At 38.3% G+C, this 15006-nt stretch carries 14 protein-coding genes; 11 read left to right on the forward strand and 3 right to left on the reverse strand.

The window, feature by feature from the left end:
- Window positions 1-314: 314 nt before the first annotated feature.
- Entirely contained in the window at window positions 315-1442 is a 1128-nt protein-coding gene (locus DP73_RS18155) for a glycosyltransferase (protein ID WP_034601473.1), read from the forward strand.
- Between the two features lies 1 nt (window position 1443).
- Window positions 1444-1977: a class I SAM-dependent methyltransferase gene (locus DP73_RS18160; RefSeq protein ID WP_034601474.1), complete on the forward strand. Its 534-nt coding sequence runs from the start codon at window positions 1444-1446 to the stop codon at window positions 1975-1977.
- A 157-nt stretch (window positions 1978-2134) separates the two neighbouring features.
- Here the strand turns inward: DP73_RS18160 and DP73_RS18165 are convergent, their stop codons facing one another.
- Both DP73_RS18165 and DP73_RS18170 read right to left on the reverse strand, forming a co-directional pair.
- Window positions 2135-2773, reverse strand: coding sequence for a glycosyl transferase (locus tag DP73_RS18165; protein ID WP_034601475.1), 639 nt, complete (start codon window positions 2771-2773; stop codon window positions 2135-2137).
- A gap of 201 nt (window positions 2774-2974) precedes the next feature.
- A complete protein-coding gene (locus DP73_RS18170) occupies window positions 2975-3964 on the reverse strand; it encodes a glycosyltransferase family 4 protein (RefSeq protein WP_034601477.1) in 990 nt (329 codons plus the stop codon).
- A 54-nt stretch (window positions 3965-4018) separates the two neighbouring features.
- Between DP73_RS18170 and DP73_RS18175 the strand changes: the two genes are divergently transcribed.
- On the forward strand, window positions 4019-4672 hold the full coding sequence (locus DP73_RS18175) for a class I SAM-dependent methyltransferase (protein WP_242865802.1): 654 nt from the start codon (window positions 4019-4021) through the stop codon (window positions 4670-4672).
- Between the two features lie 107 nt (window positions 4673-4779).
- Here DP73_RS18175 and DP73_RS18180 read toward each other — a convergent pair whose 3' ends face one another.
- The gene (locus DP73_RS18180; protein WP_034601478.1) at window positions 4780-5775 is read right to left on the reverse strand and encodes a glycosyltransferase family 4 protein; all 996 of its coding nucleotides are present in this window, start codon (window positions 5773-5775) and stop codon (window positions 4780-4782) included.
- 184 nt (window positions 5776-5959) lie between these two features.
- Between DP73_RS18180 and DP73_RS18185 the strand changes: the two genes are divergently transcribed.
- The 8 genes from DP73_RS18185 (at window position 5960) to DP73_RS23735 (ending at window position 14911) form a co-directional block, all read left to right on the forward strand.
- Entirely contained in the window at window positions 5960-7018 is a 1059-nt protein-coding gene (locus DP73_RS18185) for an NAD-binding protein (RefSeq protein ID WP_034601480.1), read from the forward strand.
- A gap of 105 nt (window positions 7019-7123) precedes the next feature.
- Window positions 7124-8050 (forward strand): NAD(P)-dependent oxidoreductase, encoded by a 927-nt coding sequence (locus DP73_RS18190; RefSeq protein ID WP_034601481.1) that lies wholly within the window; start codon window positions 7124-7126, stop codon window positions 8048-8050.
- An 81-nt stretch (window positions 8051-8131) separates the two neighbouring features.
- Window positions 8132-8842, forward strand: coding sequence for a glycosyltransferase (locus tag DP73_RS18195; protein WP_034601482.1), 711 nt, complete (start codon window positions 8132-8134; stop codon window positions 8840-8842).
- 11 nt (window positions 8843-8853) lie between these two features.
- The gene (locus tag DP73_RS18200; RefSeq protein ID WP_034601483.1) at window positions 8854-9723 is read left to right on the forward strand and encodes a YncE family protein; all 870 of its coding nucleotides are present in this window, start codon (window positions 8854-8856) and stop codon (window positions 9721-9723) included.
- A 91-nt stretch (window positions 9724-9814) separates the two neighbouring features.
- Window positions 9815-10891: a UDP-N-acetylglucosamine 2-epimerase (non-hydrolyzing) gene (gene wecB / locus DP73_RS18205; RefSeq protein WP_034601485.1), complete on the forward strand. Its 1077-nt coding sequence runs from the start codon at window positions 9815-9817 to the stop codon at window positions 10889-10891.
- A 240-nt stretch (window positions 10892-11131) separates the two neighbouring features.
- Window positions 11132-14038, forward strand: a complete 2907-nt coding sequence (locus DP73_RS22160; RefSeq protein WP_052090839.1) for a PAS domain S-box protein — start codon at window positions 11132-11134, stop codon at window positions 14036-14038.
- A gap of 68 nt (window positions 14039-14106) precedes the next feature.
- The gene (locus DP73_RS18215) at window positions 14107-14454 is read left to right on the forward strand and encodes a hypothetical protein (protein ID WP_034601486.1); all 348 of its coding nucleotides are present in this window, start codon (window positions 14107-14109) and stop codon (window positions 14452-14454) included.
- A gap of 241 nt (window positions 14455-14695) precedes the next feature.
- A complete protein-coding gene (locus DP73_RS23735) occupies window positions 14696-14911 on the forward strand; it encodes a Spo0E family sporulation regulatory protein-aspartic acid phosphatase (protein ID WP_034601487.1) in 216 nt (71 codons plus the stop codon).
- Window positions 14912-15006: the final 95 nt, after the last annotated feature.

Raw genomic sequence — 15006 nt, forward strand, 5'->3', positions numbered from 1 at the left:
AGGGGCAACCGGAGTTACAGGGGCAACCGGAGACGTAGGAGCAACGGGAGCAACCGGAGCAACCGGAGACGTAGGAGCAACTGGAGCTACAGGAGCAACTGGGCCTTAATGACTGGGAAGTGATAATACAAGGTTTCTCAATGCGACTGGGAGTAGATCAATTGCTATCAAAAGTAATTGTCTACTCCTTTTCTTTTGGTTAGGATATTTGGAACTAGAATTGGATCACAAATATAATTGTAGCTATGGATCAACTCCTCAGAATTCTGAATACCATAGAGTAATAACTAATTCTTTTTGAGGAGTAAGTAAACATGTCTAACAACTCCATCACTATTAGCTTGTGTATGATTGTACGCAATGAGGAAAAAACCATTGCTAGGTGCCTTGAATCAGTGAAGGGAATTCCCGATGAAATTGTAATAGTTGATACAGGTTCTACTGACCGAACGAAGGAAATTGTACGGCGATATACAGATAAGATCGATGAATTCACTTGGATTGACGATTTTGCTGCAGCTCGCAACTTTGCTTTTAGCAAAGCGACTATGGATTATATTCTTTGGCTGGATGCAGATGATATCTTTTCGGATTTGGATCGTGGCAAGTTTCTCAAGTTAAAAGAGAGTTTTAATACCGCATTTGATGTTGTGAATATGCCCTATCTGTTGGCTTTTGACCAGTCTGGTTTAGCTACATTTAGTTTAAGAAGGAATCGCCTGGTAAAACGTAATAAAAATTTTCGATGGATCGGAGCAGTACACGAGTATTTGGAAGTGTACGGCAGCATTTTAAATTCTGATATTTGTGTAACTCACAAAGGGATAGGAGGTCATGATTCCGACCGTAACCTTAAGATATATGAGAAGCGTAAAGTAAAAGGGGAAACGTTTTCCCCTCGGGATTTATATTACTATGCAAATGAACTCTTCGATCACCAACTCCATGAACGGGCCATTGAATCTTACAAGGACTTTTTAGATACAAACCAAGGATGGGTGGAGGATAATATCTCTGCTTGTGGGAAACTTGCAGACTGTTACCAAAAACTTGAGAGGCGAGATAAACAACTTGAATATATCCTGAAATCGTTTCAATATGCTCCACCAAGAGCTGAGTTTTGCTGTCGATTAGGATTCTATTTTTTAAATGGGGAGCAATATGAACAAGGTGCTTTTTGGTACAAACTAGCTACTCAATTAGAGAGGCCTATTAGTTGGGGGCCTATAAATGAAGCTTGCTGGACTTGGTTACCCCATTTACAGTTATGTGTCTGCTATGATCGCCTTGGTAAGTATGAATTAGCCTATGAGCATAATGAGATTGCTAGAAACTATCGGCCAGACAATACCCAGATTTTGTATAACAAAAAATATTTAGAGGGTATTTTTAATAAAAATGAAATCAAAACATCACAAACAATAGAGAAAGAGGCAGAGTAAAATGGCGTTATTAAATTGGCACGAAGATTTTATTGTTAACTTGGTAAGCCTTGTCAGGCCGAAGATCTACGTGGAATTAGGGATATATCACTGTGCACTTTTTAATCGGCTGATTCCTTTCACTGAAAAACTAATTGGTGTTGATATAAGTGCTGAAGCCGGGGACTATATGCAAAAGTCTTCCAAAACCAGCTTTTTTAACGGTACGACTCAAGAATTTGCCGAAGAAGTAAGAAGTAACCCTTTTCAGATTGATATGCTATTTATCGATGCGGATCATTCAAAAGAGGCAGTGTTACAAGACTTCAAAGATTTTTTTCCATTCGTAGCCCCTCACGGTCTAATTTTATTGCATGATACTCATCCAGGCAATGAGCAGATGATGCAGCCTGAATGGTGTGGAACTGCCTATCTGGCCATAGAACAGTTGTTAAGAGAAGCCGGATCATCATATGAGTTAATGACCATTCCGCTTTCACCTGGCTTAACAATTTGTAGAAAGCGTCAGGTTCAATTGGCTTGGCAGGAAAAATAATATATCAATATTAAACTAAGCTTTAAAGATAAAGTTTTTACTAAAGGGGTGACGGCATTAATGCTTTCACCCTTTGTTATTATGAACATTAATATTCAGTTTTGGTCCTTGGGGATTCTTCGGAATTTAATAGATTTTATTACGTTTGTTAATATAATTAGCATAATTCAGTTTGCATTTTGATTTCTTTAATATTTCCGTGATATGGAAGTAATACTGACTTCTCGAACTCGATAAACTTTGTGTTTTGGAATGGGCCTAGATCATAGGGATAGTCCTCTTCTGCTAATTGCCTAGTTATTTGATTTGCTTCTTCTTTCCACTTTCTAAAATATTGGTTTCGAGAGAGATTTGTTTTCTCGTAGTTCCAAGATGTAGGCAAATAGATATATTCTATTTCTTCGCTCTCGTAATAGCCGATGTTAGCCTCTTTCAGCCTTCTGGCAAAATCGACATCTTCATAGCCGCCACCAATAAAGCGCTCATCAAAAAAACCAATTCGTCTGATTAAGTCTTTCTTGAATCCGAAAAATCCGAATCTAAATAGCGCAACAATCCCCCAGCCTTCGTTTAACATAACCAAGATTTTTTCCACTGCTTGAGGCGTCGGTCTCGCTTTTTCATTACATACAATAATTATTTCGTATTTACTTGAAGTTATACAGTCGTTAACAAGTTTTGAAAATGAGGGGTAATTTGTGCCATCAAAAACTCTGTAATTATGAGCCTTTAGGCATAGTTGAGCGCCTCTGCAGAGATGAGGTCTATGAGATATAATTACAACTTCATAATCCATTGAATAATCTCCTAAAACATTTTTACTATTGTATGAAGTCAGCCTTGATTCTGACTACATTGAATGCATAGTTTCGTAGTTAAGGAAATATGAAAATGGGGCCTAAGCTCGGCCCCGGTTAAAATTTATTAATGCACTCTGAATTAATAAAAAGAATTTTGCCGAATACTGCCAATCAGAAGTGCGTATTTTATCATGTTCTTATTTAAGGCTCAACAAAAATGCCTCTACTTGATCAGCGGTACGCTGCCAAGTCCAGGTTTGAGCGAAAAGATGCCCGGCATTTGCTAAACGATGACGTTCATTATCCTTTGTCAATAAATGGTAGACAGCTGAACGAAGCTGATCAACGTCACTAGGGGGAACTAATAAACAGTTTTCACCACTTCTGACGTAATCACGATTTCCGCCACAGTCTGTACTTACAACTGCGGTACCACAGGCCATAGCTTCAAGGGGAGGCAGACCAAATGCTTCAAAGTAGGAGGTATAAACAAAGAGGTCTGCCTCAGCATAAAGCTGGGCAAGCTCTTGATCCGTAGTCGAGGTCTTAACCCGGCAAGGAACAGGGCAGGCAAATTGAGCACTCTCAGGAATTGAAACTGTTAAGTCAAAATCGACCTGTCCCTTAATTTGTTTAATAACTTCCAAAAAATCCGAACCGCCCTTCCAGGTATATCCTGAAGTAGGATCACGCATGATGTAAAAAATGTTCTTTCGACCCGTAAGGTTAGAAGGTTTAGGATAAGGGCGGAATGTCGAAATATCTACCCCCCCGGAAATTACTGTGCTTTCCAGACCGGTTTGCTGAAGAATAAGTTGGCGGTGCCACTGTGATATGGACATGATTGGAGCACCAATTAAATAAGTCTGTTTTGCTGCTTGTGATTCAGGGACCCATAGAGGTTCATACCCTAAACTTAACCGGACTACTTTACCTTTTTTAGACTCCCAGGCTGGTTTGACTGTTAAATAAAAATTTGGAAGTATGAAATCCGCTGAAGGGATGGCGGCAGGGGTAAGCTCTTTTACTCGTCTCAATTTGGTACGAAGTGGCCATACTTGGAGTCCTTTTTCGGGCATTACAACTTCAACGTCATGTCCTTTATCAAAAAGGGCATTGGCAAGATGATAGATAAAACGGGCTCCCCCACCCATTTCTAAACTAAGAACAGGAAATACAATTTTCATAGTTTGTCCTCCCTTTGCTTTCCGGTACTACATACTATGCTTTCATGCAGGGTAATTGTGTATCGCTGGTACTTTAAAAGAAGTATTGAATACGATAATAAAGAAAGAAATTTGGAATGGAAGGATGTTCGGCCTGTGATCAACGTAGTAAATCATAAAGACTTCCTTAATTTGATTAATGAACTACTTTCAGATTCTAATACAGTCCTTGATGTAGGCTGTGGAGTAGGTGAGACTCTCGAAAAAATTAGTTGTCCAATTAAAATTGGAGTTGATGCGCATCGGCCCTACCTCGAGAATGCTAGGGCGAGTGAAAAGTTTTTAAAGTTAAATTATAGGGCAGAGCGTCTTAGAGAACTATTTTTGCCTAAGTCGATAGATAGCGTAACTATGATTGATGTTATTGAGCATTTTGAGAAAGAGGATGCATTGGATGTCTTGAATCAAGTGGAAGAAATTGCAACCAAAAGAGTGGTTATCTTTACTCCAAGAGGTTTTTTTCGTCAACTTGATATCGACCATTATAATTTAGGAGGAGAAAGCTTCCAAAGGCATCGATCAGGATGGGAAGTTGAAGATTTTGAAAAGCTGGGGTATAACACTGTAATTTTTAGCAAGTTCCATGATCAGAGTAATAAGGCTTTTTTAGAGGTCTATGGAAAAAATGCTACACCTGTCGATGCCCTTTTGGCTTGGAAAGATTGTTAAAATTGAAATCTGGGGTTAAAACCAGAGTTTCGTGTTTGAGGAACTAACTTTGGAATATATTATTACCGAGACTAATAACAGCTTGAGTAATACAAGGGATGAAAGCATTAGGATTGGGCTAACTGATAAAGTAAAGTTTCTAACTTATTAGCGGCATGCCGCCAAGTCCAAGATTGTGCAAACTGTAACCCATTAAGAGCAACGCGATTTCGTACTGCTTCCTGAGTTAAAAGATGAGCAAGTACAAGGGTTAGTTGATGAGTATCACTAGGGGGGACGAGAAAACAGTTCTCCCCATTTTTTGTATAGTCACGATTTCCGCCGTTGTCAGTAGTCACTACCGCAGTTCCACAAGCCATCGCCTCTAAAGGAGGCATAGAAAAGGCTTCAAAGTAAGACGTTGAGACAAAAATGTCTGCTTGAGCATAGAAACGGGCCATATCGCTGTCTGCTTGAGCTTTCACTATCTCATAAGGAAGAGGTGCTTGGTAGTTTGCTCCTTCCGGGGCTACAACCTGTATATCAAACCCTGGAACCAATTGTGTTAAACTCCCGCATGCTTCCCAAAAATCTTCAGAGCCTTTCCAGGTATAGCCGTGTTCCCTGGAGCGAAGAATATAAGCAATTGTTAATCTTCCCGTAGAAAGAGACTTTTTTGGACAGGGTGAAAAAACAGAGGTATCAACCCCTCCAGGAATAACCGTACTGTTGATGCCCGTTTCTTGTAAAATAATTTGCCGATGCCATTCTGATATGGAAATTATCGGAGCATTGATATGGTAAGAAGCTAACGCTTTTTCTTTTTCGGCAACCCATAAGGGTTCATAACCTAGGCTAAGTCGTACGACGCGGCCTTTTTTTGATTCCCAGGCTGGAAAAACAGTGGGATAAAAATTCGGAAGTATAAAATCGGCTGAGGGGATTGTATGGGGAGTGAGCTCTTTAACTCTTGTAACCTGTGCTTGCAGTGGCCAAGCAACTGCCGCGTTTTCTGGAAGTACAATCTCAACATTGTGTCCTTTATCTACCATTTCATTGGCTAACTGATAAATAAAGCGTGTCCCCCCAGTTTCCAAGCTTACAACAGGAATGACTATTTTCATATTTGTCCTCCAAAAAGTTATTGTCTTTTCAGTCTATGTCATTTCGAGCTGCAAGGTTGCAAGATATGGGTAAAAAACGATTATTGATGAATTATTTCTAGGGGTTATATGCTTATGTTTGTGTCAACAAGGAGTGGACTGCCATAACCTATAGTGATGATATTGGGGGAGGATGGTTCCTATAATGAAAATCTGTGTCGTGGGGTTAGGGAATATTGGGTTTAATTTGTTCGCTTATCTGGACCAGAAATTTGCCGGAGAGGTCATTGGAGTAGATGTGAATGAAAGCCGAGTAAAAGAGCTGCGACGCCAGGGATATAGAGTAACCACGGATTATTGGGCGTTGACAGGCATAGATGTATGGTTAATGGCACCTTCTACGGGTAATCAGGGCCAAAATTTGTTTTCAGCTCTCGAGCATATGATAATCCGCCCAGGCTCTTTAATCTCTATTGAATCCACATTGCCTCCGGGAACTATGGTGCGAATTCGGGAGTTTTTAGAAAAGAAGGGGTTTGAATTAGGATCAGATCTTTTCTTAATTCATGTTCCTCACAGAGTAATGTTTGGTGTCGATAAAACCGTTTGTGATACACCAAGAGTAATGGGGGCCTTTACAGAAGAATGTCTGGAAAGGGGGCGTGAGTTTTATAAACCTTTAGTACCCTCTCTGGTAGAGGTTTCAGATGTTAAAGTGGCTGAGTTATCAAAAGTTGTTGAAAATGTTAAACGGTATGTGGATGTTGCCTTTGCCCAGGAAATTTACGGGTTTTGTGTTACGAACGGCCTGAGTTACGAGGAATTAAGAAAAGCTGTTAATAGTAAAACTAATGTTGAGCTTCTAGCTACTGATTGGGGAATTGGAGGAGAGTGTCTTCCTAAAGATATGAATTTTTTAAGAACGGTTTGTTCCTCAGCCTTGTTAGAGGGTGCTGAAATTGCTGATCAAAACTATAGAGATCGAATCCAAGCACAGGTTGGCCAAGGCAAAGAAGTCTGGCTCAAGGGCATAAGCTATAAAACAGGAGTTAAGGATCTCAAGCACAGTAGAGGAGTTGATTTAGTTAGCGCTTTAGAGGCAGCCGGAAAAACTGTAAAAGTTGAAGATTCCTTATTTTCTCCTGATGAACTACGTGAAGCCGGTTTTAATCCAATCAATCAGCAAGAAGACAATTCTCAAAACATCCGAGAGGATAAAGCCAGGGTAATATTAGATCGTCATAAGGCCTTAGAACCTAAGTGACTTACCTCACTTCAGAAAGTTAGGCATTGACCGCTGAGGAAAGTATGAGATTTTCTTCGCATTTCAGCTCTTGTGATATAAATTAGTGGAAAAAGGAGCAATATGATGGCAAAGATTTTGGTGACAGGCAGCAGGGGCACCTTAGGAACACGATTAGTAGAGGTACTCAAATATAGAGGACACGATGTTTGGGAAGTCGATTTACAGCATTATCTTGGAGATAAGTATATTAGAGCGGATATCTCTGAGTATCGTCAGTTAGAGAGGGTTTTTGAGCAGGACTATGATTATGTTTTCCATCTAGCAGCTGAGTTTGGGCGCATCAATGGAGAGCACTATTATGACACTCTCTGGAAAACAAATGTAATCGGCACAAGGAATATTTTGGAATGGCAATTAAAGAAAGGTTTCAAGCTTGTTTTTACAAGCTCTTCTGAAATCTATGGGGAAGCAATAGAGCCTTTGTTAACAGAAGATTTGCCTCTGAAAAAGACGATTATTCAGCATAATGATTATGCGCTGACTAAGTGGGCAAACGAAGTGCAAGTGATCAACTTTGAAAAGAAATACGAGTCTCCTATCGTCAGGCTGCGGTTATTTAATGCTTATGGTCCTGGAGAATACTATCATTCCTATCGAAGCGTTGTTTGCCTCTTCATTTATCGGGCATTACAGGGAATCCCATATGAAGTTTATGAAGGGTACTACCGTGTGTTTATGTATGTTGATGATTTAATACCAACTATAGCCAACGTCGCCCATAATTTTAAACCGGGAGAAGTTTATAACATCGGGGGAACGGAATATCGTAGTGTCAAAGATTTAAGCGACTTGGTGCTAAAATATACAGGCGGTAATCAAAAATTAGTTAAGTATCTACCAGAAGATAAGCACAATACGGTAAGCAAGCGACCAGATATTAGTAAGGCGAAGGCAGATCTGGCACACAACCCAAAAATGTTACTGGAAGAAGGATTGCCTAAGACGGTAGAGTGGATGAAAAAGATTTACCTTACGGAGAAGAAGATGTAAATCTAGAATGGTTTTGTTTACTTCAATGAAGGAAGATATTATCTTCATTGAAGTAAACTACTAGATTAAGGAGGAAAAGTAATGCTGCCCCCTAAAGTTAGTGTGGTTATCCCTACGTATAATCACTCCCGGTACCTGCCTTATGCACTTGAAAGTGTCATAAATCAAAGTTACGCGAATCTTGAAGTAATAGTCATTGACGATGGTTCAACTGATGGAACAGCAGAAGTAATAAAGCCCTATCACTCTAAAATTAACTATATATACAAAGAGAATGGGGGTACACCCAGTGCTCTAAATCTCGGCTTATCGAGGGCAATGGGTAAGTATATTTGTTGGTTAAGTGCTGACGATGCCTTTATTGAAGACAAAGTCTCAAAACAAGTTGGATTGATGGAAAGTGATCCTAGCTTGGGTTTTAGCTACACAAGCTTTATAGTGATTGACGCAGACGGTAAAAAACAATATGAGGTTAACTCACCTTTTTATCCTAACAAACAGGAAATGGTGACTAAGCTTATGGAGGGTTGCTTTATAAATGGATCTTCTGTAATGATGAGCACTCAAGCATTAAAGACTGTAGGATATTTCGATGTAGGTCTGCCCCAAGCCCATGATTACGACTTATGGTATCGATTCCTTAGGCATTACTCCTGTGGATTTCTTCCGGATCATTTGCTGGCATATCGCTGGCATGGTGAAAATATGAGTAAAAATCCCCTTGAAGAATGTTCTGTAATTGTTCAAGAGAGGGCGAAAAAGTTGTTTCCTGAATGGTTAAGTAAATTGTAAGGAGGCATATAATGGCTTCGCTGACAACCGGATTGATAGAAAATACTAGAGTTTCCGGCATACAACCCTGCTCAACAGTTTCGGTTACAGTAACAAATAAAGAGCTGATAGCCAATACTATTAGAGTAAATGGATATTATTGGAATGGAGAGATAAAAAAAGAGTACGTTTTAGATTTGCTGACTTTGGCTCCCGGAGAGGTAGTTATTCAAAACTATTATGCACTGTTTGAGGCTTTTGAATTTCACTTCATTTCTAGTTTAGATGATGTTGAAATCACGGTTTTAGGTAAGAATGATGCCGGAAGGTCGACCATGAAATATAATATCCTTCCGGCACAACTTTTTCCGCTTGATAATGGAGGTATGACGGTAGAAGTGCCTAAAACGTCTATTCCCTCCGCTCTTAACCGAGTTTATCTTTTGGATCCCTGCAGTAGAAGAATATCAGTGATTGATGGAAACACTCATACTCTAATAGGAAGTATAATAGTAGGTTCAGGCTCCTTTGGAGTAGGGATTAATCCCGTAACAAATCTAATTTATGTTGCGAACTTTGCCAGCGGCAGTGTCTCAGCAATTGATGGAAGTACTAATCAGGTAATAACCGAGATTACTGTAGGTTCTAATCCTATGGGGGTGGGGGTTAATCCCCAGACCAACAGAATATATGTAACAAATTGGGGTAGTCATAGTGTCTCAGTTATTGATGGGTTAACTCATATTGTTATAACAACTGTGAGGGTAGAAGCCTTCCCAGAAGGAGTAAATGTAAATCAAACAGCTAATTTGATTTACATTACTAATCATGACAGTAACAATGTTACGGTTCTAGACGGAAGCACTAATACTATCAAAACAATGGTAGATCTAGGGTGCTAAGACTATGGGTAGCTGTAAAATCCTATTTAAGGAGCAAGTATTTGCTCCTTCTTGATTAGAATTTACTGTATCAATGAAAGGGAATATGCAAATGAAAATTATGACGATCTTAGGTACACGTCCGGAAATCATTCGCTTAAGCCGAATTATTCCCCTCTTAGATAAAGTATGTGATCATGTTTTTGTGCATACAGGGCAGAACTATGATCAAAGATTAAATGATATTTTTTTTAGGGATCTTGAGTTGCGATCTCCCAACTATATATTGAATTGTCGGTCTTTAACTATGATGGGCCAAATCGGTGAAATACTTTATAAGTGTGAACAGCTAATGATCAATGAAAGACCCGACCGGTTACTCATTCTAGGAGATACTAATAGTGCGCTAGCAGCTATGTCAGCCAAAAGGCTGAATATTCCGGTTTACCATATGGAGGCGGGTAACCGCTGTTATGATGACCGAGTGCCGGAAGAAATTAATCGTAGAATCATTGATCATTGTAGTGATATGCTAATGCCCTATACAGAACGTAGTCGAGCAAATCTTCTAAAGGAAGGAATCGACGGAAAGCGCATATTTGTTACTGGAAATCCTATCAGGGAAGTTCTAAGTTATTATGCTGATAACATTAAGCAAAGCCGAGTTCTTGAAACCCTAGGGGTAAATTCTAAAAGTTATTTTCTGGTAACCTTACACCGAGCTGAAAATGTAGATGATGAGGTGCGCCTTAGCAAATTTATAGCCTCATTGCATAAATTATATAAGGACTACAAAATCCCGCTTATTTGTAGTCTCCATCCTCGAACCCGATCTCAATTGCAAAAGCAAAGTAAGATTCTTGAAGGAGGCGGGATTAAGATTGTAGAACCATTGGGGCTATTTGATTTTGTTTGTTTAGAGCAAAATGCTTTCTGTGTTTTAAGTGATAGTGGGACGGTTCAAGAGGAGTGTAGTCTGTTTCGAACAGCTAATGTAACCCTAAGAGATGTAACAGAACGTCCTGAAACTGTGGAATCGGGCAGCAATATTCTTTCTGGCTGCGAACCGGAAAACATTTCAAGAGCCGTAGAAATTGCTTTAAGCATGGGTTGCGATTGGGAACCTCCTGTTGAATACCTGGAACATAATGTTAGCAGGAAAGTGCTCAAGATTCTGTTCGGATGTTAGAAAACATTATATTTATGACTTGCACAAAGTGAGCTGTTTTTCATGAACATGGTTTATGATAAACAGCTTTTTCATGCTTGAAGGAGGTTTTTTAGACAAATGGAATGCTTAATAGAACCGAGAAAAATAAAGGTTTATGAAATATGATTGCAGAATTAAAGGGATTTTATCAAAGAATATCGAAAGTTCTTTGATATCCTTTCTATGTCATTCCCTGCATCAAATATGGAGGTGCATAAAATGGAGTTTGATTACCGAGAGATGATGAATGAAACAATGGATACTTTACGAACTCTATTTAATATCATTGAAGACTACGTGTTCATAGTTAATGAATCTGGCTCAATTATTGAGGTCAATGAATCCGCAACGGAAAAGTTAGGATATTCTAGAGAAGAATTGCTAGGGGCAAACATTTTGCATCTTTATCCCCCTGAACGACATGAAGAGGCTTTTAAATCTGTGCAAATGATGCTTGAAGGCCAGTTATACAAAAACATGATTCCTCTTTTTACAAAGGATGGTAAATATGTTTTTGTAGAAACTCGTGTGTTTATTGGCAAATGGCTTGGGAAAAATGTGGCTTTTGGAATAAGCAAAGATATCTCAAGTTTGAAAAATCAGCAGCGTTTTTTTGAATCGATGATTGATGCGATACCAGATTTAGTTTTTTTCAAAAATAATAACAGAGCTTATTTAGGGTGCAATAATGCTTTTGCCAATAAATTTGTCGGATTAAAGAAGGAAGATGTCATAAATAAGACGGATAAAGAGCTACTAGAAGATGAAAGTATGGTTGAGTTCATTAGGCAAAAAGATATTGAAGTATTAGAATCTGAAAAATCGAAGGTTTATGAACAGAAGATAGCTTTGTCAAATGGTGATAGCGCAGATGTCGAAACTGTTAAAACGCCATTTTATGATGAAAACGGCAATGTAGCAGGGCTAATAGGGATTGCCCGGGATATCACTGTCCGAAAACTCGTCGAAAAGCAATTAAAGGTTCAAACAGACTATGCAGAAATGCTGCTGAATACAGTTCCAAGTGCTGTCTTTTCAGTTGATAATAATAAGAAGATTCTAAGCTGGAATAAATGGGCAGAACATTTAACTGGTTACACAATGGAAGAAGCTGTTGGAAAAAACTGCAGCTTGTTTGCAGAGGATCCTTGTAATGAGCAGTGTGGACTTATTTTAAACGAAGCGCCTCAACCAATTGTTGGAAAAATTTGTACAATCATTAACAAGAATGGAAATAGAAGATATATATCAAAAAATGTGGCTGTTATAAGAAATAAAATGGGTGAAGTCACTGGTGGAATTGAGTGTTTTGAAGATATTACAGAGAGAAAACGTGCTGAAGAGGAATTAAATAAAAAAGAAAAGATACTATCTGCTGTTGCTATGTCAATTAAAGAATTTTTGGATTGCAGTGATTATTTAGTTGCAGTAGAGAATTCCTTTGAATTGCTTGGTACTGCGACTCGGGCCGATAGAATTTATTTGTTCCAAAACTCGACGGATGTGGACGGAAATCGGTATGCTAATCAAAAAGTTGAATGGAATTCAGGTACAAGCGAAGCTCAGATAACTAATCCGGACTTACAGGGAATTCCTTTTCCTGAGATATATAGTTTTATTGAACCGCTGATCAACGGAGAAGCTTATTTTGGAATTGTAAAAGAGCTTAAAGATGACAGAACCCGGGAAATCCTTGGGAGTCAAAACATTTTATCCATTGCAGTAATTCCCGTCTTCGTAAGATCATATTTCTGGGGATTTGTGGGTTTTGATGATTGTACTAATGAGAGAAAATGGTCAGAGGCAGAGTTTTCTGTTTTACGAGCTTTTGCTAATTCTTTAGAGAAAGCGATCGAGCGAAGTTTGATCAATGAGGAGTTAGAAGAGTCGAAAAAAGCCGCAGAGACCGCCAGTATTCTGAAAGGGCAATTTCTTGCTAATATGTCCCACGAGATAAGAACCCCTATGAATGGAATTGTTGGCTTTGTAGAATTGTTATCGAGAACAAATTTGACGAATGAACAAAGAGGGTTTTTAGGGCAAATAAAATCAGCTTCTAATGCTCTACTGCTGCTTATCAATGATATCTTAGATTATTCGAAAATCGAAGCAGATAAACTGGAGCTTGAGAATATTCTGTTCGATATGCATGCCTTGGTAAATGATTCAATAAACCTTTTTGTTCCTAAAGCGAACCATAAGGGTATCCGAATCAATTTGTTTATTGCGCAAAGCGTTCCTAAATGGTTAAGCGGGGATCCTAATCGGCTAAGGCAAGTTCTTAATAATATTCTAGGTAATGCCTTTAAATTTACAGAAAAAGGAGAAGTTGATTTAAAGCTTATCCTTAGGGAGGAAAGGGAAAAAAGTGTAAAGATCCAACTAGAAATCAGTGATACCGGAATAGGCATAAGCAAAGAAGTGTTGCCAAGGTTGTTTACTGTTTTCTCACAAGCAGATACCTCAACAACAAGAAAATACGGAGGTACTGGTCTAGGTCTGGCCATTTCCCATCAGATTATAAAACTAATGCACGGTCAGATAAGTGTAAATAGTGTCTTGGGCAAAGGATCTACATTTTTAATTGAATTAGAATTAGATAAGCCCTATTCTAACACTAATCTTAATCAGGAGAATATACAGATTCTAAGCAGAGACTTACTTACAACCGACTATGGTGCTCAGCAGGAGTTAAATGGTGAATTTTCAAATGTGAGAAAAGAAGAAAAGTTACTGACAAGTAAGTCAATAAAAAATAAAAAATTAACTATTTTACTGGTGGAAGACACTTTAGCAAATCAAAAGCTAGCAATTGTTATGTTGGGACAATTAGGATATACGACTGAGTTAGCTGAGAATGGGCAGAAGGCTGTGGAAATGTGCAAGACAACAAAATACGATATTATTTTAATGGATTGTCAAATGCCTGTAATGGATGGGTATGTAGCTTCTAGCAGGATTAAGAATGAAGGATTAAACACAGATACAGTAATTATTGCCATGACCGCTCATGCCATGGAAGGGGATCGCGATAAATGCCTTAGAGCAGGAATGGATGATTATATCTGTAAACCAATTATTATGAAGGACTTTGATAAACTGATCCAAAGATGGTTGAAAAAGTAATGCGAGTAGCATTAATATTGTGCTTTTTGTGGTTTTAGTGAAAAGATTCTAAATAAAGGAGAACCTGAATGAGTCAGAGAATAGTGGATATAATTGGCTTTAAAGAGGATTTAGGACTAGATTGCGATACTCTGAAAGACCTTTACACGGTTTTTGTTGAGGAATTGATACAGGAGAGAGAAAGGGTTAATAGTCATGTAATCTTAGATGAAGTTGAACTTATTAGAAAATCCGTACACAACATCAAAGGTATTGCCAGTAGTTATAGAACCGAATTAGTATTTGAAAGTGCTAAGGATTTAGATTTCAAGCTAAAGCATCGAGACTTTGAAGAATTAAGCAGCTTTGTAGCAGATCTAAATAAGAGAATTGACGAGGCCGTGAAAGAAATTAGATTATATTTTGGGGAAAGATAATTTAAATTTTATACCAGTATAAGAGTCCGGAAATCAACAAAGTATTCTTTAAGAATATTAATAAAAAGCTAATTTAAACAACTTAAAAACGGTTGTTTAAATTAGTTTTTTTTATTTATTTTTTTAACAAAAAAATGCCTTAAGCATAAAAATTTAGTGACCTTTGGTACTGTAGCCGTGCGATAAAATCCATTAAACTTTTTATAAAGACTTAAAAATTGTTATGAAGAGGATTGATTATATGTCACGGTTGGAAGCATTACGTAACAAACTTCATTTAATATGGGAAGAGGGCAATCCTGATGAGATTCTTAGAGTAAGTCAGGAACTGGATGTGGAGATTGTAAAACATATGAAAAGGTTTGAGGTGTCTAAAAGAAATTCTTTGCGAGACAAGAACAAGATATATCAACAACAATTCGGTTTGAAAGGATTGTGTGAACATGGTTACTGTTAAAAACAATGAGGGTTTCTAAGCCGGGATAAAGTAAAAATAGACATAACATAATAATAAAGAACCTCTAAGAGGTTCTTTCAGCTTGTAGACAATAG

Source organism: Desulfosporosinus sp. HMP52 (genome assembly GCF_000765145.1).
GTDB lineage: Bacteria > Bacillota > Desulfitobacteriia > Desulfitobacteriales > Desulfitobacteriaceae > Desulfosporosinus.